The sequence below is a fragment of the Nereida sp. NH-UV-3 genome, assembly GCF_042939535.1.
Lineage (GTDB): Bacteria > Pseudomonadota > Alphaproteobacteria > Rhodobacterales > Rhodobacteraceae > Nereida > Nereida ignava.
Genome location: NZ_CP132157.1, coordinates 2,101,565 through 2,125,174, shown reverse-complemented (window position 1 = coordinate 2,125,174; position 23,610 = coordinate 2,101,565). Strand labels below are relative to the sequence as shown.

21 protein-coding genes are annotated in these 23,610 nt (G+C 55.9%); 3 read left to right on the top strand and 18 right to left on the bottom strand.

Annotated elements, in window-relative coordinates; translation table 11 throughout:
* Position 1: 1 nt before the first annotated feature.
* From NeNHUV3_RS10470 to NeNHUV3_RS10460, 3 genes are all read right to left on the bottom strand, one after another.
* The gene (locus NeNHUV3_RS10470; protein WP_391481302.1) at positions 2–1,717 is read right to left on the bottom strand and encodes a peptidoglycan -binding protein; all 1,716 of its coding nucleotides are present in this window, start codon (positions 1,715–1,717) and stop codon (positions 2–4) included.
* A 2-nt stretch (positions 1,718–1,719) separates the two neighbouring features.
* Positions 1,720–2,895, bottom strand: a complete 1,176-nt coding sequence (locus NeNHUV3_RS10465; protein WP_391481301.1) for a biopolymer transporter ExbB — start codon at positions 2,893–2,895, stop codon at positions 1,720–1,722.
* Between the two features lie 69 nt (positions 2,896–2,964).
* Entirely contained in the window at positions 2,965–3,504 is a 540-nt protein-coding gene (locus NeNHUV3_RS10460; RefSeq protein ID WP_391481300.1) for a gamma-glutamylcyclotransferase, read from the bottom strand.
* A gap of 68 nt (positions 3,505–3,572) precedes the next feature.
* On the opposite strand from NeNHUV3_RS10460, the gene NeNHUV3_RS10455 reads away from it, so the two are divergent.
* Entirely contained in the window at positions 3,573–4,574 is a 1,002-nt protein-coding gene (locus tag NeNHUV3_RS10455; RefSeq protein ID WP_391481298.1) for a DUF2125 domain-containing protein, read from the top strand.
* 39 nt (positions 4,575–4,613) lie between these two features.
* On the opposite strand, the gene NeNHUV3_RS10450 is transcribed toward NeNHUV3_RS10455, so the two are convergent.
* From NeNHUV3_RS10450 to NeNHUV3_RS10400, 11 genes are all read right to left on the bottom strand, one after another.
* A complete protein-coding gene (locus NeNHUV3_RS10450) occupies positions 4,614–5,540 on the bottom strand; it encodes a prephenate/arogenate dehydrogenase family protein (protein ID WP_391481297.1) in 927 nt (308 codons plus the stop codon).
* Positions 5,537–6,622, bottom strand: a complete 1,086-nt coding sequence (hisC, locus tag NeNHUV3_RS10445) for a histidinol-phosphate transaminase (protein ID WP_391481295.1) — start codon at positions 6,620–6,622, stop codon at positions 5,537–5,539. The genes NeNHUV3_RS10450 and hisC overlap by 4 nt, the downstream gene beginning before the upstream one ends.
* A 108-nt stretch (positions 6,623–6,730) precedes the next feature.
* Positions 6,731–7,351, bottom strand: coding sequence for a 30S ribosomal protein S4 (rpsD, locus tag NeNHUV3_RS10440; protein WP_048599418.1), 621 nt, complete (start codon positions 7,349–7,351; stop codon positions 6,731–6,733).
* A gap of 168 nt (positions 7,352–7,519) precedes the next feature.
* Positions 7,520–8,623: a Hint domain-containing protein gene (locus NeNHUV3_RS10435; RefSeq protein WP_391481294.1), complete on the bottom strand. Its 1,104-nt coding sequence runs from the start codon at positions 8,621–8,623 to the stop codon at positions 7,520–7,522.
* A gap of 111 nt (positions 8,624–8,734) precedes the next feature.
* Entirely contained in the window at positions 8,735–9,244 is a 510-nt protein-coding gene (locus tag NeNHUV3_RS10430) for a DUF3299 domain-containing protein (protein WP_391481292.1), read from the bottom strand.
* The gene (locus tag NeNHUV3_RS10425) at positions 9,238–9,744 is read right to left on the bottom strand and encodes a DUF3299 domain-containing protein (protein ID WP_391481291.1); all 507 of its coding nucleotides are present in this window, start codon (positions 9,742–9,744) and stop codon (positions 9,238–9,240) included. Before NeNHUV3_RS10425 ends, NeNHUV3_RS10430 begins: the two co-directional genes overlap by 7 nt.
* A gap of 12 nt (positions 9,745–9,756) precedes the next feature.
* Entirely contained in the window at positions 9,757–11,007 is a 1,251-nt protein-coding gene (locus tag NeNHUV3_RS10420) for an ABC transporter permease (protein WP_391481290.1), read from the bottom strand.
* Entirely contained in the window at positions 11,004–11,741 is a 738-nt protein-coding gene (locus NeNHUV3_RS10415) for an ABC transporter ATP-binding protein (RefSeq protein ID WP_391481288.1), read from the bottom strand. Before NeNHUV3_RS10415 ends, NeNHUV3_RS10420 begins: the two co-directional genes overlap by 4 nt.
* A 14-nt stretch (positions 11,742–11,755) precedes the next feature.
* Complete coding sequence (locus NeNHUV3_RS10410; RefSeq protein ID WP_391481286.1) at positions 11,756–12,367, bottom strand: DUF2796 domain-containing protein; 612 nt, start codon at positions 12,365–12,367, stop codon at positions 11,756–11,758.
* 56 nt (positions 12,368–12,423) lie between these two features.
* Positions 12,424–13,341 (bottom strand): DMT family transporter, encoded by a 918-nt coding sequence (locus NeNHUV3_RS10405; RefSeq protein WP_391481285.1) that lies wholly within the window; start codon positions 13,339–13,341, stop codon positions 12,424–12,426.
* Positions 13,342–13,533: 192 nt separating this feature from the next.
* Complete coding sequence (locus tag NeNHUV3_RS10400; protein ID WP_391481284.1) at positions 13,534–15,795, bottom strand: adenosylcobalamin-dependent ribonucleoside-diphosphate reductase; 2,262 nt, start codon at positions 15,793–15,795, stop codon at positions 13,534–13,536.
* 100 nt (positions 15,796–15,895) lie between these two features.
* Here NeNHUV3_RS10400 and NeNHUV3_RS10395 point away from each other — a divergent pair, with 100 nt between their 5' ends.
* On the top strand, positions 15,896–16,327 hold the full coding sequence (locus tag NeNHUV3_RS10395; RefSeq protein ID WP_048599411.1) for a DUF1489 family protein: 432 nt from the start codon (positions 15,896–15,898) through the stop codon (positions 16,325–16,327).
* Between the two features lie 31 nt (positions 16,328–16,358).
* Here NeNHUV3_RS10395 and hisG read toward each other — a convergent pair whose 3' ends face one another.
* The 3 genes from hisG to hisS are packed head-to-tail and all read right to left on the bottom strand — an operon-like array spanning position 16,359 to position 19,617.
* Positions 16,359–17,060, bottom strand: a complete 702-nt coding sequence (gene hisG, locus NeNHUV3_RS10390; RefSeq protein ID WP_391481282.1) for an ATP phosphoribosyltransferase — start codon at positions 17,058–17,060, stop codon at positions 16,359–16,361.
* Positions 17,057–18,133 (bottom strand): ATP phosphoribosyltransferase regulatory subunit, encoded by a 1,077-nt coding sequence (locus NeNHUV3_RS10385; protein ID WP_391481280.1) that lies wholly within the window; start codon positions 18,131–18,133, stop codon positions 17,057–17,059. Before NeNHUV3_RS10385 ends, hisG begins: the two co-directional genes overlap by 4 nt.
* The gene (hisS, locus tag NeNHUV3_RS10380) at positions 18,133–19,617 is read right to left on the bottom strand and encodes a histidine--tRNA ligase (protein ID WP_391481279.1); all 1,485 of its coding nucleotides are present in this window, start codon (positions 19,615–19,617) and stop codon (positions 18,133–18,135) included. Before hisS ends, NeNHUV3_RS10385 begins: the two co-directional genes overlap by 1 nt.
* 107 nt (positions 19,618–19,724) lie before the next feature.
* Between hisS and NeNHUV3_RS10375 the strand changes: the two genes are divergently transcribed.
* Positions 19,725–19,934, top strand: coding sequence for a SlyX family protein (locus NeNHUV3_RS10375; RefSeq protein WP_048599407.1), 210 nt, complete (start codon positions 19,725–19,727; stop codon positions 19,932–19,934).
* 32 nt (positions 19,935–19,966) lie between these two features.
* On the opposite strand, the gene dnaE is transcribed toward NeNHUV3_RS10375, so the two are convergent.
* Positions 19,967–23,473, bottom strand: coding sequence for a DNA polymerase III subunit alpha (gene dnaE / locus NeNHUV3_RS10370; RefSeq protein WP_391481277.1), 3,507 nt, complete (start codon positions 23,471–23,473; stop codon positions 19,967–19,969).
* Positions 23,474–23,610 lie beyond the last annotated feature (137 nt).

Sequence of the window (23,610 nt, the reverse complement as noted above, 5' to 3'; positions counted from 1 at the left end):
GTTATTTTTCAGTAAGCTTCAGTTCAATCCGGCGGTTCTGCGCGCGCGCCGCATCTGTGTCAGCGGGGTTCACGGGCTGGTATTGTCCAAAGCCATTGGCCGCCAAACGGTCCGGTGGCAGGCCCAGAAAGTTCACCATATAAAGCACCACGGACAAGGCGCGTGCTTGACTGAGTTCCCAGTTGTTGCGGAATTCGCCCAGCCCAGAAAGTGGGGTGTCATCTGTGTGCCCATCGACGCGGATCACCCAATCAATCCCATCAGGGATGTCGCCCGCAATGTCACGAAGGATGCGCGCAACTTTGGCTATCTCGGCCTCGCCGTCCGCTGACAAATCCGCTTGGCCTTGGGCGAACAGCACCTCAGACGAAAACACAAAACGGTCCCCTTCGATGCGCACGCCATCCTGACCGTCAAGAAGGTCGCGAAGCTGCGCAAAAAAGTCCGACCGGTATTTGGCAAGATCAACGGCCTCGGCCTCAAGACGTTTGCGTTCAGCCTCTTCAAGACGGCGGCGCTTGCGCTCCTCAGTGGCGGCGCGGGCGAGTGCTGCGTTCAGGTTTTGGCCCAACGTTTGAATTTGAATATCGGCCTGCGCATCGGCTTCTGCGGCCGCATCAAGAATACCCTGCAACGAAGAAAGCTGACTGCGCAGCTCACCAATTTGCTGGTTGAGTAGCGTAATTTTGCGTTGGTCTTCAGCAGACTGCGCCTCAACAACTGAAAGCTCCTCGTTGGCTTCGGCCAAAAGAGCGGCGCGTTGTTGCGCCTCCGTCAGGCGAAGGGCTGCTTGGTTTTCAGCCGCAAGTTTGGCCGCCAAAAGCGCGCTTAGCTCTGCTTGCACAGAAGCAGTATCCGCGTCCACACGGTCCTGCAGCGCACCCAGTTCTGCATCCGTTTGTTCCAGATCAAGCAAAGCTTGGGCCAAGCGCGCGTTCAGATCGTCGCGGGTCTCTTGCGTCGCGGCCAGCACTGTCAGGGTGTCTTCGGCCTCTTGGCGCTTGGCCTCAAGGGCCAATGTGGTTGCGGTTAACTCGTCTCGTGCCGCTTCAAGCCGTGCACGCAGCGCCGCTGCCGCCTGCGCATCTGCGATACGGGCAATTTCGGCATCGCTTAATTCCTGCTGTGCATCCGTTAGGGCCTGTTCGGTCTGGCTGAGCAGGGCTGTCGTTTCGGTGTTTTCGGCGCGCAAATCGGCGATTAACGCTTCGAGAGCTTCACGGCGCGCAGCGGCCAAACGGGCGGCCTGCTCACCTGCGCTGATTTCATCACGCGCCGCAGCCAATGCCAGATCAAGCGCTTCTTTATCTGACAGAATTTGCGCGTTTTCGCCCTGAAGTGCGGTAATTTGCGCCTGTGTCTGAGACTGCTGCACCAAAAGGGCGGCAACTTGGGCCTCAAAATCACGGATGCGCGCATCGCGGGCGTCGATGTCATCTTCAGCTTGGGAAAGTGTGGCGCGCAAGCTCCCCAACTCAACACGCAGATCATCGCGCTGACTGGTCGCCAGACCCAAAGCCGCCGACAACGCGCCAACTTCTGCGCCCAATTCATTAAGTTCGTTTTCTTGGCCTGTAATCGTTTCGCGCAGGACCGCTTGGACCACCATAAAAATGGTCAGCACGAACATCAACACAAGCAGCAGCGCCGTCATCGCATCAACGAACCCCGGCCAGATCGAGGCTTGGATACCGTTTCTGCGTTGCGCCAGCGCCATATTTACGCGCCGTCCTCAGCAGCGATGGCACGCGCGATAGTGTTGGTCAAACGCGCCAGATCACCACGAATTTCAGCTGTTGTTTCAAGACGACCCGCGGCCATTTCTTCAACCAACCGCAACAGTTGTACATCAATCGAGCGCAAGCGCATCCGTGCCTCAGCATCAAGGCCGTCACCACCGCCGCCCCCTTGGGCAAGTTGCGCCAGAAGGCGATCTTGGCCATCCGCCACACGCAAAAGAGCATCACGGGTATCGTCGCCGGTTTCCATGCGGGTAGCGAGGTTCGTCATTGTTGTGGCCAGATCGCCGATCTGTCCTTCAAGCGTTTTGCGGCTGGCCTCAGAGCCTGCCATCAACTCTCGCAAACCGTCCATCTGATCAGACATGTGTTCAAGCACACCGGCCATGAAGTTTTGCTCGGCGCTGCTGTCACCGTCTGCGGCGGAAAACGACAGACGTGTGATCGATGACAGCCATTCCTCAAGCTCGCGGTAAAAGCGGTTCTGACCGTGACTGGCAAAAAGCTCCAGCAGCCCCACAATCAGGGATCCGCCCAGGCCCAAAAGCGAAGACGCAAACGCCACGCCCATGCCGGACAATTGACTATCAAGGCCTGACATCAAGCGGTTGAACATATCAACGCCTGCCTCGCCCTCGGTCGGTTGCAGACCGCGAATTGTCTCAACCAACGCAGGTACGGTGGTCGCGAGACCGTAAAACGTCCCCAAAAGACCAAGGAAAATCAATGTGTTGGTGATGTAGCGGGTCATCTCCCGCTCTTCGCCAATGCGGCTTTCGACGGAATCCAAAATAGAGCGCGCAGACGTGGTTGAAATGCTCGTTTCCGCTTTGCGCGAGCCCAACAGAGCCGCCAAAGGGGCCATCAGCAAAGGCGGCTTGGCGATGTTTGCGCCAGGGAGGTTCTGCGCAAAACCTTCGATAAACCGCACGGAGGCGGCCAGTTGGTAGACTTGATAAAAACAGGCAAACACACCCACAACAAAGACCAACAGGATGAAGCCGTTAAGGTAGAGGTTCGATAAGAACACCGGCAAAATGCGCGGCAGTGCCAGATAAAGACCAACGCCCACCAGACCCAGTGCAATCAGCATCATCATGACCTGCCGGAACGGCTGGCTGAAATACGGCGTTACTTGGCGGGTTGAGATATCCATGTGCCTGTCCCTGACCATTTGCGGCTCTTGAGCCTGATCATAGACCTGCCAAAAGGGTAAAGCAAAGTGTTAACCCTTAATCTCGCGGACACGTGCAGAAAGCCATTTTAGGTCCTCATCACGCAAACCAAGGCTTTCGAGATGACTGTAGGTGTTATGCAAATACTCACAATTCGGGCCACGACCGCCCGTGCTGCGAGCGATGATCTGCGCTTGGGTCTCAAGGCTTAGATCGGCACAATATTGTACGTGGGTCGGATCGATGATGTAGCTAACCGCCTTGACCGTGCGCCCGTCCCGCAGCGTGACTTCGATCCAGTCCTCATAATAGGCCGAACTGACCAACTCGCGTTCGCGCAGCATGTCCAAAACCACATCACTTGGGTCCGCCGAGCGCAGCGCAACGCCTTCGCAGCTTGCCCCGTCCTTTGCATCAAGTGCCAAGACAAGACCTGGCTGTTCAACGGTGCCACGGTGATGAATTGACGACATACAAAACGACCGCGCAAACCCCGCCACCTGTCCGATGTGTTGTTCAGCCACGTTAAAGCCCGGGTTCCACACAAGTGACCCGTATGCAAAAACCCAAAGCGCGTCGTCGTTCATCATGCCTAGCCCTTTTCGTGTTGGCTCTGTAAACACTGGCACAGCACAAGATGCAACGAAGGGAACATAAGATGCGTTGGATTATTGGGGCCTGTCTTGCGGCGGCCATATTGTGGGCAGGCTATTGGTTTGTTGGATCAACCGCGGCAGAACGCGGCGCCAAAGCATGGTTCGCAGATCGCAGTGCCCAAGGTTGGGTGGCCGACTATGACAGCATCGAAACCCGCGGGTTTCCGTCTCGCTTTGACACAACGATCAATGCACTTGAACTAGCTGATCCGCGCACCGGCTGGGCATGGAGTGCCCCGTTCTTTCAGGTGTTTGCCCTGTCCTACAAACCCAACCACATCATCGCCGTTTGGCCGAATGAGCAAACCATCGCAACGCCGTTGGCGCGCGCAAACATCACCGCCGAGGACATGCGCGCAAGTGCCGTCTTTTTGCCTGATACAGCCCTTACGCTCGACAGTGCGACTTTCACCTTTGAAGGACTTGAAGCAACGGGCAACGGCGGTGCCGTAACGCAGATCACCAACGGCACCGTATCTGTGCGGCGCGCGGCGAACGCGGAACTTACCCGTGATTTTTATGCGCAACTCAAGGGCGTCACCCTGCCTGATGCCCTGCGGGCACAATTGGACCCTGCGGATGTTTTACCGCAAATCATCGAAGGGCTAACCATCGATGTGACTGCCAGTTTTGACGCCGAATGGAACCGCTTTGCAATTGAACAAGCGCGTCCACAGCCGACCTCAATTGACCTGAACCTGTTGGCGGCAAGTTGGGGCGGGCTTGATCTGCGGGCGGCGGGTGATGTGACCCTTGATGGTAACGGCGTTCCGACCGGTGAGATACAGCTGAAGGCGACCAACTGGCGCGAAATGCTGAAAGTGGCCGAGAACTCTGACATGGTGCCACAAGGTGTGTTGCCGTTTATCGAGCGGGGTCTTGAGATGCTTGCGGGGCTGTCAGGTAATACCGCAACGCTCGATGTACCCGTGACATTCCGTAACGGAAACATGGCCATCGGCCCCTTCCCCATCGGACCTGCCCCGCGCATCAGGCTGCGCTAGACGGCCCATGAAACGGGTGCAAAACAAACGCAGCGCGGCTTAATCCTTAGTCGCGTTGCGTCCAAAGTTCGGGACATCCACGTCTTGGCCCGCTTCCAAAATACCACGGCGGATCGCACGCGTACGCGTGAAATAGTCGTGCAAATGATCGCCGTCACCCGTACGAATTGCGCGCTGAAGGGCGAAAAGCTCTTCGGTAAAGCGGCCCAAAATCTCTAGTGTGGCTTCTTTGTTGTTCAAAAAAACGTCCCGCCACATGGTCGGATCAGAGGCCGCGATCCGTGTGAAATCCCGAAAACCCGTGGCTGAGTAATTGATCACTTCCTGTTCGGACACGCGTTGCAAATCATCGGCCACGCCGACCATCGTGTAAGCAATCAAGTGCGGCGCATGGGACGTGACGCAGAGAACCAAATCATGGTGATCTGCATCCATCGTGTCGACTTTACTACCCATCTTTTCCCAAAGCTCAGACAGCTTTGCCACCGCATCTGCATCGGTATTTTCATCCGCGGGCACAATCAAACACCAACGGTTGTCAAAAAGTTCGGCAAACCCTGATGTAGGGCCAGACCGCTCCGTTCCAGCCAACGGGTGGGCAGGCACAAAGTGGACATTGCTTGGCAAGTGCGGACCAACTGCATCAATAACCGCGCGCTTGACTGAACCCACGTCACTGACTGTTGCGCCAGCCATCAAATGGGGGGCGATGTCTTTGGTCACCTGCTCCATCGCGCCGACTGGAACACATAAAACAACCAGATCCGCGTCCTTAACGGCCTCGGCTGCGCTGTCGCACACGCGGTCACACAGACCAATCTCGCGGGCCGTATCACGGGTCTTGGCTGAGCGCGCGTAGCCCGTTACCTCACCGGCAAGTCCACTGCGTTTCATCGCCCAAAACATAGACGATGCGATCAGGCCCAAGCCGATCAGCGCCACACGGTTGTAGACGGGGCCGCTCATTGGGAAGCGTCCTTGAATGCGCGCACCGCATGGACAACACGGCGGCACGAAGCCTCATCACCTACGGTAATGCGCAAACAGTTGGGCAGCTTGTACCCTGCTACGCGACGCACCAACAAACCTTGGGATTTCAGATAATCATCACACGCGTTCGCCTCGGCCTCCGAAGCAAAGCGCGCCAGCACGAAGTTCGCAGTCGATGTATCAGAGGGCACGCCCAACTCGGCCAAACCTTCAGCCAACCAAGCACGCCACTTGGTATTTTCGGTGCGGCATTTCTCAACATATTCCACATCACGCACAGCAGCCTCGGCGGCGGCAAGCGCAGGGTTAGACAAATTGAAAGGGCCACGCACACGGTTCAGTACATCAATAATTTCTTTCGGGCCGTACCCCCAACCCACACGCAATCCACCCAGGCCATAAAGCTTTGAAAAAGTGCGAGTCATGAAGACATTTGTCCGCGTCGCCGCAAGCGCGGCACCGCCGTCATAGCCCTCAACATATTCGGCATAGGCTCCGTCAAGCACCAGCAAACAATTCGACGGGATGCCATCTGCAAGCCGGCGGACTTCCGCCTCGGAAATCATTGTGCCGGTGGGGTTGTTCGGATTTGCGATAAATACAAGCCGCGTGCGCGGGGTGATCCCCGCCAAAAGCGCATCCACATCTGTAACACGCTCACGCTCGGCCACTTCCACGGGGGTCGCGCCGGCAGCAAGTGCGCTGATGCGGTACATGGAAAAGCCGTGCTCCGTATACAGCACCTCGTCGCCGGGACCGGCGTAGGCGTTGCACAAAAAGCTGATAATCTCGTCACTGCCCACACCACAAATGATCTGCTCTGCCTCAAGCTGATGCACTTCGGCGATGGCGTTGCGCAGGCTGGCGTGATCCGTAGACGGGTAGCGGTGCAGATTGCCTGCCTCGCGGACCAATGCCTCGCGGGCGCTGTCGGGCGGACCAAAGGGATTTTCGTTTGATGACAGCTTTACCACATTGCTAAGCCCTTCAACATGTGAAGCGCCGCCTTGATACAAAGCGATGTCCATAATCCCTTGTTGTGGCGTCAAATCTGTCATGGCCGTGTCTCCTTCGAGGCAGTGATAGCGGGGCTAAGTCGACTGTGCAAAAACAAAAAGGCCGCGGAGGATGTCCCCCGCGGCCTTTCGAATGAATATGCGTCAGAATTAGTTCTGTGCGTAGTATTCGATAACGAGGTTTGGTTCCATTTGCACTGGATATGGCACGTCAGACAGGCCAGGTGTGCGCACGAATGTTGCAGTCATTTTTGTATGATCAACGTCCATGTAGTCAGGAACATCACGCTCGGTCAAAGCAACAGCTTCGAGCAAGGCAACCATTTGCTTGGAACGATCACGCACTTCGATCACGTCACCTTCTTTAACGCGGTAGGAAGGGATGTTCACTTTTTTGCCGTTCACACGGACGTGGCCGTGGTTCACGAACTGGCGTGCAGCAAAAACGGTCGCTACGAATTTCGCGCGATACACAACTGCATCCAAGCGGCGCTCGAGAAGGCCGATCAGGTTTTCGCCTGTGTCGCCTTTTACACGTGCAGCTTCAACGTAGATGCGTTTGAATTGCTTTTCTGTCAGGTCGCCGTAGTAACCTTTCAGTTTTTGCTTGGCGCGCAACTGAAGACCGAAGTCAGACAGTTTACCCTTACGGCGTTGACCGTGCTGGCCAGGGCCATATTCACGACGGTTAACGGGGGATTTTGCGCGGCCCCAGATGTTTTCGCCCATGCGGCGATCGATTTTGTACTTGGCAGACGTGCGTTTGGTCACGGCTGTTCTCCTTCGGTTGTAGCGCTTGCGCGCGTGAAGGGCGTTGTCCTTTGGTCACCCATTTGGGCTTCCCGACAGGCATCCCCTTGCGAGGGCCACCAACACCAATGAAGCCGCGCTTATACGGCAGTGAACGGAGCTGTCAACACCTTCGCACGGGCCTGTGTGCTATGCGCGTTTGGCGATGTCGTGGCTTAACACCGCAACGTCAGAGCGGCTTAAACAACGGCGCGCTGATGGGCCATAATTTTCGGGGGTATCACGCAGTTCAGCAAAGCGGTCAAAAAGCACGTCACGCTGGTCTTGCGCGATCTCGTTGAGGTCTGTTTGCGCAGGGTGAAAGCTTTCCACCTCAAGCCCGTTTGCCCAAATGATCTGATGCTGCTCAAACATCAGGTGATTATAAAAAACCTCGCGCACGGTATGATCTATGAAAATCTTGCGCCCGTTGAGCAGTTCTTTGGCGGGCACCAGCACCTCGGGCGTGTTGAAAAGACGGCGCGCGGCGGCCCCACGCAAAACCAGTTGATGATCTGGCGAGACAAGCAAATCGCAATCCGGAACATCATCGAACACGGCATACGCGCGTATCCTGACTGGCCGCAGATGGGGCATGGCAAACATTCGTGCCCCTGAAATGCGCCGCCCCCCACGCCACACAATAGGTTGCGGGCCATTGTCTTTGGTCTGCACCCAATCCCCCTCGCCCAGATGTTCAACCGGTACGGGACCAGTTGGCGTGTCGATCAATGTGCCGTTGGTAAAGCAAATGACCGCATCGGCTGTGTCACTCACACGGTTGAAACTGCGCGATGGGGTATGACGCGCCACAACCCAAAGTTCTGCGCGCGGCGGGGGCAGTTCATTCACAAACAGCAATAATGGCGCACGCGGCGTGCCATCATCTTTGTGACCGGTGGGGATTTCAATTGCCGTGTATCTGTGTGTGCCATTGGTCAGGATAAAATGAGCATCCCGCGCCCTGTCATCGACCCCACTCAAAGGGAGCCGCGCATTGCTGCCGATCGTAGAAGACCCCAACGCAGCACCGACTAGTTTGCGCGCCATTTTGGACGCACGCGCGTGTAAATCCGCCTGCCCTTCGGCCTCGTTCAAAAGTAGGACATCACGGGGGCCGTCCACGCGCACTGCCTCGCCAGACCACGCCCATGCGGACCCCACATGCAATTCGGCCGCAGGTGCGTCCGGCAATCCATCTACTTCTGTCTGAGCCCAAGAGATTACGAACGCGCCTCGAAAGCTCGTTCCCATAACTCGTTACTCTGCCTCAACTCGTTTTTTATTATTTATTAAGATTACCACAAGCCGCGTGTGCACGGAAGATAAATCAGATACCAAAGACACCTGACAATCAAAGCTGTCCTAGACGGAAAAAGGCACAATTTTTTCTGCTGACAGCGCATAGGCAATATCGGCCAGTTGGGTCGACATAGAGGCCGTTCCAAACATACCGATCACGTTGACTGCCTCATACAGCCCCGAGCTTTCGTAAGGTTCAGGCGTGGTCACAAAAACCAGTTGATTGGCAGGGGGCGGCGGCACATGGATGCAAGCGCCCACGAAAGGCACCAGAATAAATGCAGACACCCCACTGCCCGAATATTCAATCGGCACGATGAAGCCCGGAATGCGCACGATCTGGCCGTTCCAATCCGTGCGCACACCGCTGGATTTTGGTTGCATGGCGCTTGTGGCCATCTCGTCATGATCGATCAGGTTTTGCACCACTGGCGGAATGGCCATTTGGCCTTTGGGCAACAGATCGCGCCATTCCAGATCGATATACTCGGCCGCCAGAGCCGCACGCGCCCCAAGTGGCAAACTGGCAAGTGCTGCGATCACAGCGCGCCGGTTCGTGCGGCCATTTACCATTGGTACACCTCCATCGCATCAGCCAATAGCGCGTAGCCCGTTTGCGCCACTTCGGTCTGTTGAATGGCGTGGCTGATCTCGCCGGTGACCCAAACGGCTTCCCACAAATCATCGTTGGGCCAAGGGTCCTGCGCTGTCACAAACACCAACTGGTTAGGCGGCGGCGGCGGCACGTGGATGCACGCGCCCACATAAGGAACAAGAACAAATTCACGCACCCCACCGGTGCCAAATTCCAACGGGATAATATAGCCGGGCATACGGATATAGGCGCCATCAAGGGCGGGGTTTAGCTTGGTTGCGTTGCCATCAAAAACCGGCTGCCATGTGTCGTTTACCGGATCAATGTCGCCTTCCCCGATGATCTCCGAATAAGGCACCCCGGGCGGGATAAGTTCTTCCCACATGATTTCACGGGCCGCTGCCGCACGCACCGCGCTTGGCATCACCGCACTGGCGGCGACCATGCCTAACATCTGACGGCGAGACGGGGTTTTCATCAAACAGTGCTCCTAAATCTTCACTATCATACCGTCCGCAACAGACGCGCGATAGGCCCTGATCGCGGGAACGGCGCTCACAATTGCGCCAGCAATTACGACACACAGCACCACAATTCCCTCACGAAACGTGGGCGGCTCAATTGCCAACCAAAGGCCAAAGGCCGCGTCAATCATCGGTTGCGCCACCACAAGCCCGCCGTACAGCATCACCACCCCAAGCGCCGCGCCCACAGCGGACATCAACGAAGCTTCCAACACCAACAGCCCCACGATGACCCGTGGCCGCGCGCCCATTGCCCGGAAAATTGCCATTTCGCGTCGCCTTTCTGACAGGCTTGAAAAAAGCGTTGCCATCATCCCGATCAACGCGGTGACAATGACCATCGCTGAAACTGCCAGTAGCGCCGTTTCCGCGATGCCCACGATTTGCCAAAGTTCCTGAAGTGCCACGCCCGGCAAAATCGCCAGAAGCGGTTCTTGGGGATATTCATTAATGGCGCGCTGCAGGCCAAAAACCTGAAGACGGCTGTTGGTGCCGATAAGTGCCGCGGTGATTGCCTTGGGTTCCAGCTCCATCTGGCGGATCACTGCCTCGGGCGTGGTGGCCAAAGACGTACGCGCGCCGCTTTGCCAGTCAACATGAATGGCCTCAATCGCGCGCAGTCCAACGATGACAGTCCGGTCAACAGGGGTGCCTGTTTTCTGCAAAATGCCCGACACACGAAACGGCAGATCATCATGATCGCTAAACGATGCCAGCCCATGTGACACGACAATCGGGTCGCCTATGTCATAGCCTAATGCGTCAGCAACATCCGCGCCAAGAACCGTATCAAACAGATCCCCCATCAACGTACCTTTTGCCAACTCAAGCCCCCTGCCCGAGCGATATTTGTAACGCTGAAAAAACGCATCCGTGGTGCCCATCACACGAAACTGTCGGTGACTATCACCCAAAGAGATGGGCACGATCCAATCAACTTCGGGGCGGGCCAAAATGTCTTGGTAGCTTTGCCACGTCATATTGTTGGTGGCGTTCCCAATCCTAAAAACCGAATAAAGCAAAAGCTGAACCGATCCGGAACGTGCACCCACGATCAAGTCCGTCCCCGATATGGTGTCGGCAAAGCTGGCCTTGGCGCCGGTGCGCACTTTCTCAACACCCAAGAACAACATGACCGACAGCGCGATGGCCAAGACAGTCATAACCACCGTGACTGCACGGGCGCGCAATGATCCCAAGGCCAGTCGGATAATCATGCGCTGTGCTCCGTTTTGGTGGCAGACCGCATTTTTTGCGGTGGCGGAGGCAACGTTTGAGCAATGTCGTCCATCTGCAGAACCCGATCAAACATCGGCGCAAGGCGCGCGTCATGGCTAACCATCATCACGGCAGAATTATGCGTGCGGGCCTGATCGAATAACAGGCTAAGAAAAGTCTCTTGGGTGGCGGCATCAAGCGCAGAGGTTGGCTCGTCTGCGATGATTAGCGGCGGGAACCCGATAAGCGCACGGGCAGCGGCGACGCGCTGTTGTTGGCCCACACTCAAACTTCCCGCCCGCGCAGCCAGTAGCGCCTCATCAATCCCAAGCGCTGCACACAGCCGTGCGGCCTCATGCAGCGGCCCCGAAACGCGGCCACGTCGCTTGGGCGCAAACCGCAATGGTAGCAAAATGTTGTCCGTGACACTTGCGTAGGGCAGCAAATTGAATTGTTGGAAAATGAGGCCAATATGTTCGGCCCTGTGTCGATCCCGCCGCGCCGCAGATAGGGTGCAAAGATCAGCACCACCGACATCGATGCGCCCCTGATCTGGCATAACGGTGCCGCAGATCAGCGACAGCAACGTGGATTTACCTGACCCGCTTCGCCCTAACAAAAGCACTGTTTCGCCTGCCGCGACCTGTAGCTGTGGCACCGCAAGGCCAAACCCCGCACGCCCCCAACGGTACGACACATCCGTCATGGACAAAACCTGATCTGGGCGCGTCACGGGCTGCGGCTTTCTCAGAACATGCCGCGCAAGTCGAGAACAGGCTCGCTGCGGGTAACTTTGAAGCGGATCGCGCCTGCATCGCTTAGGATTTGCACATCGACTTCGCGGGCATTTTCGAAGTGGCCAAAATAAGCAAACTCAACAGTGCTGAGCGCGTCAGGTGATGCGCACTCCAACAGATACTCTGCGTGAAACTCTGCGTGACTGTCCCCGTCCGCGTGCGCGTCATGGGCGTGCTCATCGTGATTGTGTTCATCGTGATTGTGGGTATCGTGATCATGCGCATCTTGGCCTTGAACGTGCCCCTCATCCGCTTCAAGCTCTGCCGCGGCGCGCACGACATTGCAGCCAGCCTCGGCAGACAACACGAACAAATCTAGCGGACGCGCAAGCGCTGCGACCCCGTCAGCAATAGCCGCTCGATCCACATCACTGCTTGCCACATACTCAAAGCCCACAATATCAGCACCCGGCGCATGAAATTCCATCGCAACCTGCCCACCATCGACGGCAATGTTTAACTGCCCCACCCCGTGTTCGTGGGCGCCAAGCTGGCGGGTGTCAGAGGCATGAAGAGCCGTGGTGCATGCCAAAGTGAAAGCGGCAAAACTCAAAAATCTCATAAGCTGATCCAATCAAAATTACCTTAGCGCAACGGTTCAATTTACACGCTATTTTGTCAACGGCGTTGACGCAAACGGGCAAAGAGCCGCCCATCGGTAACCGCAAAACCAATGGCGATCACAGCAAAGCCCGCAAACGCCTGAATTCCGATCCGTTCAGACAAGAACAACGCCCCAAGCGTGATGGCAAACGGCGGGATCAACAACGTGACCAGCATCAAGTTGGCCGCCCCTGCGCGCGCCAAAATCGCAAAGTAGAGCAAATAGGCGAGCGCCGTTGACAGCACCGCCAGCCCCAAAAGCGCGCCCCATGTTGCAGGCTGAAATGCGAATGACGGGGCACCGTGGGCAAACCATACGATGGGCAGCATTAACACGCTGCTGCACACCACCATACCAAGCGCATTCATCAAAGGTGGCTGACCGGCAAGCGTGGTTTTGCCCCATACACTCGCAAAGGCATACGACAACGTCGCGCCCAGAATGGCCAGTTGTGCCAGATTGGTTAGGTTGAAATCCTGCAACGCATCAGGCCCCATGATGAAAGCAACCCCCGCAAGACCCAGGGCCGCGCCGATCAATTTGTTGGCGCGCAGCGGCTCATCGGGCAGCAAAAGCCCAGCAATCAGCGCGCCAAACATCGCTGTCGTCCCGTTCAAGATTGAGGCAAGCCCGCTCTCGATTTGGGTCTGGCCCCAGAATATGAGCGAAAACGGTATCGCATTGTTGAGCGCGCCCATCACCAGATAAGCGCGCCAAACCCGCAAGCTGCGCGTGATGGGGACACCGCGCAAAACCACAACCATAAGCAAAACCGGAACCGCCAGCGATACCCTGAACAACGTGATGACAAGCGGCGGCAACTCACGCAAAGCAACCTCGGCGAAAAAGAAAGACCCACCCCAAACAGCCGCCAACAAAAGCAGCAAAAGTGCGGCATTCAGGTCCACAACGGGAGAAGTCGGTTTGCCCATCAAAGCACCTGTAATAAGTATTTACATTGCTATCTAACTGCACAGGGTAGCAGAAGGCGACCCAGTTCTTGCGGGATGTGGGTGACTATCAAACGTCTATCTTCAACAGCAAATCCGGTGCCAAAATAAAAAACACCCGCAGCATCACCGCGGGTGTTTCGCAATACACAAAAAATGCACCTCTAGACTAGGCTAGCCGCACTTTGAGTGACCACAGTCCGAGCATGTCATGCAGCCTTCACGCATTTGCAGGCTATATTGACCACAGCTTGGGCAAGCTTTTCCACGGCTTTCGTGAAGGTTCACGACTTGTTGCTGCGGATCGCTTTTGAGGCCCATGCCTTCACCTTCGATCATGCCGATAGAGATCATGTGCTTTTCGATCACTTGACCGATCGCCGCCAAAATCGACGGAACATAACGGCCTTGAATCCATGCACCACCGCGCGGATCAAAGACCGCTTTCAGTTCTTCAACAACAAACGACACATCTCCACCACGACGGAAGACCGCCGAGATCATGCGTGTAAGTGCCACTGTCCATGCGAAATGCTCCATATTTTTAGAGTTGATAAACACTTCAAACGGACGACGCTGTTGGCCAACCATCACATCATTGACGGTGATGTAGATCGCGTGCTCGCTGTCGGGCCATTTCAACTTATAAGTTGTGCCTTCAAGCTCTTGTGGGCGGTCAAGCGGCTCTGACAAGTAAACAACATCTGCACCGGTATCCGCCTCAGGTGCGCTTTCGCTGCTTTCCGAAACAGACAGAACAGAACCCGTCACATCATTTGGACGGTAGGTTGTGCAGCCCTTACAGCCCGTGTCCCACGCTTCCATGTAGACTTCTTTAAATGCCTCAAAGCTGATGTCTTCTGGGCAGTTGATGGTTTTGGAAATGGAGCTGTCGATCCACTTTTGAGCCGCAGATTGCATCCGAACGTGATCAAGCGGCGCAAGTGTCTGTGCGTTGACGAAATAGTCAGGCAGCTCAGCATCGCCGAACTTTTCGCGCCACATCTGTACTGCGTAATCTACGACTTCTTCTTCAGTACGGCTGCCGTCTTTCTGCAAAACCTTACGTTTGTAAGCATATGCAAATACCGGCTCGATGCCTGATGACACGTTACCCGCGTAAAGGCTGATGGTGCCTGTTGGCGCGATGGATGTCAGAAGCGCGTTACGAATACCGTGCTTGCGAATGGCATCTGTGACTTCTTTGTCCATGGTCGCCATTGCACCGCTGGCCAAGTATTTTTCTGCATCAAAGAGCGGGAACGCACCCTTCTCCTTGGCCAGATCGACAGATGCCATATAGGACGCGTTTGCGATGGCTTTCATCCATGCGTCTGTTTGCTCAGCCGCCTCAACGGAGCCGTAACGCAGACCAACCATCAACAGCGCATCCGCAAGACCTGTCACACCAAGGCCGATGCGGCGCTTAGCTTGGGCCTCTTGCGCCTGTGCCTCAAGCGGGAAGCGTGATGCGTCCACGACGTTGTCCATCATGCGCACAGCGGTCGCGACCAGCTCTGTCATTTTGGCAACATCAAGATGCGCGCCCTCTTCAAAAGCGTTCTCAACCAATTTGGCCATGTTGATCGAGCCAAGCAGACACGCGCCATAGGGTGGCAGTGGCTGCTCACCACATGGGTTGGTGGCCGCGATGCTTTCACAATAGTTGAGGTTATTCATCGCATTGATGCGGTCGATAAAGATGACACCGGGCTCTGCGTAATCATACGTGGACTGCATGATCTGGTCCCACAACTCGCGGGCGTTAACCGTTTTATGCGTCACGCCATCGAACTTCAGATCCCAAGTTGAGCCTGCCTTCACTGCCTCCATAAAGGGGTCAGTGATCAAAACGGAAACGTTAAACATCCGCAAACGCGCCGCGTCAGATTTTGCCGTAATGAAGTCTTCGATGTCAGGGTGGTCACAGCGCATTGTCGCCATCATCGCACCACGGCGCGAGCCCGCGGACATAATTGTGCGGCACATCGCATCCCACACATCCATGAACGACAGAGGACCTGAGGCATCTGCCGCCACCCCCTTTACACCAGCACCTTTGGGGCGAATGGTGGAAAAGTCGTACCCGATGCCACCGCCTTGCTGCATCGTAAGCGCTGCTTCTTTGAGCATCTCAAAAATGCCGCCCATGCTGTCAGGGATCGTGCCCATAACAAAGCAGTTGAACAACGTAACAGACCGCTCGGTTCCGGCACCCGCAGTAATGCGGCCCGCTGGCAGATATTTGAAATCCTCAAGCGCGCTGTAGAACCGCTCCTCCCAATGGGCGGGGTCCTTTTCTACCGACGCGAGCGAGCGCGCAATCCGGCGCCACGTGTCCTCGACAGTGGTATCGATGGGTGTTCCATCAGCTTCCTTGAAACGGTATTTCATGTCCCAGATTTGCTCAGCAATGGGGGCAGTGAATCGGCTCATAGCGGGTTTCCTATTTCGATGTTCAATGGCAGACCCACACAATAGCTTGATGGTGCACTGATTTCTACTACCATTGATTGATAATTTTGAGGGTCGGCCTGTGGAAAAGATAATTAATTTAATCAAACTATCAGTTGGAACTGAAAACGTTGAACAATTACTGGCTTGGCAGGCCCTGCCTCGCGCGCGCACCCGCGATAATAAACCGCAGCACATTACCCGTATGTGGCCGAAACGTGAGGAGGAAATCCTCAATGGCGGCTCAATCTTTTGGGTGATCAAAGGCGTTATCCAGTGCCGGCAACGTATTTTGCGCCTTGATGAATACATCGCCGGTGATGGCATTCGCCGCTGCGCCATTGTTGTCGATCCTGAAATGCACCGGACGGAAACCGCCCTCAAGCGGCCATTCCAAGGCTGGCGATACCTTAAACCAGAAGATAGTCCGGCTGACCTGTCGGATGCCCGCGCAAATGAAGAGGCGCTGCCAGCGGACCTAAGCGCTGCATTGGCCGACATTGGCGTGCGTTAGGCGTGCGTTGACTCGCAACTAAATGGACGGCCTAGCGCGCGTCCTGCAGCCTCAGCACATCCACAAGCTGAGCAAGATTTGTGCGGTCCGCTTTGGTCATCGGCGCACTTAGGGATCTAAAGAGCGTGGCCTGAGACCGGTGCACCGGCTCACCCGACAACACCCGCAAGTGGTTGGCTCGAAGTGTTTCACCCGTTGAAGTAATGTCGGCAACAGCCTCGGCCGTCTCGTTCTTGACCGTACCTTCTGTGGCGCCTTGGCTATCTACCAGTTGGTAGTCCGCAACACCGGTGTCGCGAAGGTGTTCGCGCACAAGCCGGTGGTATTTGGTCGCAATCCGCAAACGATGGCCGTGATCAGCCCGAAACTGCGCCGCAACTGCATCCAGATCATCAAGCGTTTCAACATCGACCCACACGTCTGGCACCGCAATAATCAGATCGGCGTGGCCAAAACCAAGCAGAGCTAACTCGCTGACGTGGGTATCCCAATTCGCCAGCTTTTCGCGCACCAGATCACTGCCCGTAACCCCAAGGTTGATGCGGCCAGCGGCCAGCTCACGCGGGATTTCACCTGCGGACAAAAGAACCAACTCAAGTCCCTCAACGCCCTCAACCTGGCCCGCGTACTCCCGCTCAGCGCCAGAGCGCGACAGCGTCACACCCCGCTGTCCAAACCAATCAAACGTCTTTTCCATCAAGCGCCCTTTGGACGGCACACCCAACTTGATCATTGCGCCACCTCCAACAAAAGCCCCGGACGGATGACACCGCCGACTGCAGGAATAGTTCGTCCGTTGCCCAACCGTTCCGTCAGCGCATCATAGCGACCACCTGTTGCTATAGGCGGCAAATCCGGACGTGACGTTGAGCGGAACCCGAAGACAAAACCATCATAGTATTCCATCGATGTGCGTCCGAAACTTGCCTCGAACGGTAAGTCATCGACACCAACACCTGCGGTAGACAAAGCATCAAGGCGGGCATCAAATTGCTGAACAGCCGGTGCAAGAAGCGGGAAATCAACGGCAAAATCACGCAGCGCGGAAAGTGCATTAGGGCATGTCTCACGCAAATTAAGCAACGCGTTGAGCAACTCAACCTCACCGGCACCAATGGGCGCCGTAGCCGCATCTTGGCGCAGCACATCAAGGCGTGCCTCGATCTGTGCAGCCGAACGTTTGCCGATCAACGGCCCTGCATTTTTGAACGGCTGGTCAGAGGCAAGTAATTTCGCGCGCGCATCGCTTACAGGAAGTGCGCCGCTGTAGCGTTCAAGAAGCTGTCTAAAACGGCGTGGCCGCCATACGTGACGCATCAGCGCCGCTTTGCGCCGCGCGCTTGTGTTAAGGGACTGCACCGCGGCCGTCACCAGACCAATGTCGCCTGTTACTGCGGCCAACCCGTAAGGGGTAAGCACACGGCTGAATAGGCCGAAAACCTCTGCATCGGCTGCGGCGCCGTCGCGGTCAAAAGCCTCGTAGCCCACTTGCATATACTCGCAGGCACGTTCCGCATCCGTGTCTTGACGGCGAAAAACTTCACCCATGTAGGCATAACGCGCAGGCTCTGCCCCGCCGTCCATGTGCATCTGGACAACAGGCACAGTGAAATCGGGACGCAGCATTTGCTCACCGCGCAGCGGGTCTGATGTGGTGTAGGCTCGCGCGCGAATATCTTCGCCGTAAAGGTCCAACAACAAATCCGCAGGTTGCAAAATATCAGCTTCGACAAGCTGTGCGCCCGCCCCTTCGAATTGGGCCAAAAGCCCCTGAGCCAGCGCGCGTGAAGCTGCTTTTTCAACCATTATGAATAGCTTTCGATGATCTCGCGCACTTTGGCGACCAGCTGATCGCGCGGCACTTCGAATTGTTGCGGCCGGTCTCGCCATTCATCCAACGTCGCGTTTTCAGCAAGCTTGGCTCCAAGGATCAGGTCTTTGATTTGAACGATGCCGTTGTCTGCCTCATCGCTGCCTTGGATCACTGCACATGGGCTGGCGCGCTTGTCTGCGTATTTCAGCTGGTTACCAAAGTTCTTGGGGTTGCCCATGAACATCTCGGCGCGAATGCCAGCATTGCGCAGTTCGGTCACCATAGATTGGTAATCCGCAAGACGGTCACGGTCCATCACGGTCACAACAACCGGACCTGCGTGTGTTGCTGTCATGCGTCCCTTTTCGCGCAGCGCCGCCAACAGACGGTCAACGCCAATTGAAACACCCACAGCCGGCACTTCTTGGCCCGTAAAGCGCTTGACCAGATCGTCGTATCGACCACCACCTGCCACAGAGCCGAATTGGCGGGGACGGCCTTTTTCATCAAGAATTTCAAATGTCAGCTCAGCTTCAAAAACGGGGCCGGTGTAATAACCCAGACCGCGCACAACCGCCGGATCAAGTTCAATGCGATCTGCGCCGTATCCGCCCGCTTCGAGCAGATCCGCAATCGTGTCAAGCTCGTCCACGCCTTGTAGCCCCACCTCAGAGCCCGCAACCAACTCGCGCAGCCGCGCAGTTGTCTCACGGCCCGTGGCACGTTTGGCATCCATGAAGCCCATCACCACATCGGCTGCGGCGTCATCAAGCCCCGCACCTTTGGTGAAATCACCTGACGCATCTTCGCGCCCTGCCCCAAGCAAAGCGCGCACGCCTTCAACGCCAAGCCGATCCAATTTATCGATGGCGCGCAAAACAATGCCGCGTTCAGAGGTTTTGTCGTCACCGGCAAGACCAGCAACTTCCATCACACCGTTCAAAACTTTGCGGTTGTTCACGCGCAGAATGTAGTCGCCGCGCGGGATACCCACGGCCTCAAGCGTATCTGACAGCAGCGCGCAAATCTCTGCATCAGCGGCCATTGACGCCGTTCCAACTGTGTCCGCATCACATTGATAAAACTGACGGTAGCGGCCAGGGCCCGGCTTTTCATTGCGCCACACAGGTCCCATCGCATAGCGGCGGTAAGGCGTCGGCAAATCGTTGCGGTGTTGGGCGTAAACCCGTGCAAGTGGTGCAGTCAGATCATAGCGCAGCGCCAGCCAATTTGCGTCCTCATCTTCTTGCCAAGCAAACACACCTTCGTTGGGGCGGTCCACGTCTGGCAAAAACTTTCCTAGGGCTTCCACAGTTTCCACCGCAGAGCTTTCCAACGCATCAAAGCCATAGCGATGATACACCCCAGCGATTTGCTCCAACATATGTGCGCGGTCTGTGACCTCAGCGCCGAAGTAATCGCGGAAACCTTTGGGCGGGAGCGCCTTTGGTTTGGGTTGTTTTTTCACTTTGGCCATGACAGCGGGCCTCCAAAAGAAATGCACGGCCCACTTACCCCGATGCATTGCCGTGGGCAACCATGCGCGCAGTAGCAATTCCCGAATGAGTGGCGTATGTCACCCCTATGACCCAACCAACCCTGACCCAGCTTGAAGAAAAGATCGCGCATTTGACGAAAACCGTCGATGAGCTTTCGGATATTGTGGCCAAGCAATCACGCGACATTGATGTGTTGCAGCGGCGCGCGCAGATGCTGATGGAACGCGAAGCGGCCCGTGAATTTGATCAAGGCGGCTCAGTCCCCCTTGCGGATCAACGCCCCCCCCACTGGTAAATTTGAGTTGGTAAATGGTTGGGCGTTGACCCCTAAAAATCTTCAACCGTCAAAACACCCGGTAGCGACTTAATCGCCCCTTTGATTTGGGGTGACACAGGGAAATCACGGTTCAGATCAATCTCGACCTCGCCAGGCAAGCCCTCTGCCATCAAACAAAACACAATCGGTCCTTTGCCAGCGCCCGCTTTCGGCGCGTCTCTCAGCACCGTTGCAACAGTCGGAATGGCAGACTGGTCCTCAACAAATACCTTAAGGCCCGCCCCTCCAACATCCGCCACCACGCTATCAATGGGCACGACCGAGCGGGCCAAAAGCTTGAGCTGTTCGCTCTCCATTGTGGCCTCAACGGTAACAACAACTTTGGCGCCGGTTGAAAGCTGATCACGGCATTTATCAAGCGTGTCGCTGAACATTGTGGTCTCATAAGCACCCGTTGGGTCAGACAGCTGCACAAAAGCAAAGCGGTTGCCCTTGGCTGACTTACGCTCCTGAACGCCACTGATGCGGCCTGCAAGTTTGGCGATACACGCCCCTGATGATGCTTTCTCAGTCACCTCATCAAGGGTCAGAACGCCTTTGCGTTTAAGGGCAGCGGCGTAATCTTCAAGCGGGTGACCAGACAAATAAAAGCCAATCGCCTTGGCTTCTTCATCCAGTTTTTCGGCTGGCAACCAATCAGACACGGGACTAAGGCGCGGTTCTGGCAAATCGTCTCCAGCCTCCCCGAACAAGCTAACCTGATTTGATGCGCGCTGCTCATGAATGGCGGCGGAGTAGCCCACAAGCGCATCAAGGCTGTCGAACATTTTGCGACGGTTGGCATCCAATTGATCAAACGCACCGGCGCGGGCCAGCATCTCCATCGGGCGCTTACCAATCCGCTTCAGATCAACACGGCGGGCAAAATCAAAGACCGTCACAAACGGCTTATCAACTCCGTCTACTTTGCGACCCTGCTCAATCAGACGCATCGCCTCAACGCCGACATTCTTGAGCCCGCCAAGCGCATAAACCAACGCTTGATCCTGCACATCGAACGTCGCCAAAGAGCGGTTGATGCAAGGCGGGACATAATCCAGCTTAAGGCCTTTTTTGACCTCCTCGAAATACACCGCCAGCTTATCCGTCAAATGGATATCGCAGTTCATAACACCGGCCATAAACTCAACCGGATGGTTCGCCTTCAGCCATGCGGTTTGATAACTGACCACCGCGTAGGCCGCCGCGTGGGATTTGTTAAAACCGTAGTTGGCAAATTTATCCAGAAGATTCCAAACCTCTGTGGCTTTCTTTGCGCCGACACCGTTTTTCTTTGAACCCTCAAGGAATTTCGGGCGCTCTGCATCCATCGCTTCTTGAATTTTCTTACCCATCGCACGGCGCAGCAAATCCGCACCACCAAGCGAATAGTTCGCCATCTCTTGGGCGATCTGCATAACCTGCTCTTGGTAAACGATAATGCCTTGGGTCTCATCGAGAATGTGGTCAATCGTGGGGTGCAGCTTCTCACGCTCAGCACGGCCGTTTTTCACGTCACAATACTGCGGGATATTTTCCATCGGGCCAGGACGGTACAGCGCCACAAGCGCAACAATATCTTCAATACACGTGGGCTTCATGCGCTTGAGCGCGTCCATCATGCCCGAGCTTTCCACCTGAAACACCGCTACAGTTTTAGCGGCGGCATACAGATCATAGCTTGCCGGATCATCGAGCGGGATCGCGTTGATATCGTTCAGCGTGCCTTCAGCGGGTTCATAAAGCTGTGTGCCGTCTGCCGCGATGTGCAAATCACGTCCTGACTTCAAAATCAGGTCTACGGCGTTTTGCACAACCGTCAGGGTTTTCAGCCCCAAAAAGTCAAACTTGACCAAGCCCGCCTGCTCTACCCATTTCATATTGAACTGAGTGGCCGGCATGTCCGATCGCGGGTCTTGATAGAGCGGGACAAGCGCATCAAGAGGCCTGTCACCAATAACTACGCCCGCCGCGTGTGTAGATGCGTTACGCAGCAAACCTTCGACCTGTTGGCCATAAGTCAAAAGACGCTCAACGACCTCTTCGTTCTTGGCCTCTTCCCGCAAACGCGGCTCATCAGCCAGTGCTTTTTCGATGCTGACGGGCTTTACACCTTCAACGGGAATCATCTTGGACAGCCGATCTACCTGCCCGTATGGCATTTGCAAAACACGACCGATATCGCGCACCGCGGCCTTGGACAAAAGCGCACCAAACGTGATGATCTGGCCTACTTTGTCGCGGCCATATTTCTCTTGGACATAACGGATGACTTCCTCGCGGCGGTCCATGCAAAAGTCGATATCAAAGTCAGGCATGCTGACACGTTCGGGGTTCAAGAACCGCTCAAACAGCAAGCTATAGCGCAGCGGATCAAGATCCGTGATGGTTAGCGCATAGGCCACCAGACTGCCCGCACCAGAACCACGCCCCGGCCCCACGGGAATATTGTGATCTTTCGCCCATTTGATGAAATCCGCGACAATCAAGAAATAGCCCGGGAACCCCATACCCTCAATAATGCCCAACTCAAAATCGAGACGTTCTTGATAGGCCTCAACGGTATCTGCATGCTCAATCACTTTTAGACGCTGCTGCAAACCTTCGTTGGATTGACGGCGCAATTCTTCAATCTCGTCATCCGCAAACTTCGGCAAAATCGGATCGCGCTTGTAGGCGCGAAACGCACAGCGGCGGGCGATCTCAACGGTGTTCTCAAGTGCTTCTGGCAGGTCGGCAAACAGGGTTGCCATCTCGGCTTGGGACTTGAAATAATGCTCGGGCGTTAAACGGCGGCGCGGCTCTTGCTGATCCACATAAGCGCCATCAGCAATACACAGAAGCGCGTCATGGGCTTCATACATTGACGCCTTGGGAAAGTAGCAATCGTTCGTGGCCACCAGCGGAATATCCATCCCGTAGGCCATTTCGATCAAGCCGCGTTCTGTCTGTCGCTCGGCGTCGGGCAAACCGCCATCTTCTGGATGGCGCTGCAATTCCACATAAAGACGATCGGCGAAAATGGCGCTTAACCGTTCCATCAAAGCCTGCGCTTTGGGCTGCTGACCTGCGCGCAACAAACGCCCAACCGGCCCATCAGGCCCGCCTGTGAGACAAATCACATCAGCGCTGTTTTTCTCCAATTCATCCAGCGTGACGTGTGGGACCTGATCCGAATGTGCAATATAAAGGCACGTATTGAGACGCATCAAATTTTCATAGCCGCGCTCGGTTTGCGCCAACAACACCAACGGCGCAGGGGGGCGGGGCCGCTCGCCCAAGGGAGCGGGATCAAATTCCAGATCAACCTGACAGCCGATGATGGGTTGCACCCCTGCCTTGATCGCACCTTCGGAAAACTCCAGCGCGTTAAACATGTTGTTGGTATCAGTCACCGCCACTGCAGGCATACCAAGGTCTGCGCACATCTGCGGCAGTTTCTTGGTCGCCAAAGCCCCCTCCAAAAGAGAGTACTCGGTGTGGGTGCGAAGGTGGATGAATCGGGGCTGTGTGCTCATTGGGACAGCATATGTGGGGGCGCGAGGCGGATAAAGGGGCAAATATGCTAGAATTCCATGCAAAAACTACGCCCGGCCATTGCCTTTCAGCGCTTAATCGCCATTGTGTCGCGCCATAACCGCGATTCCCTCACCGA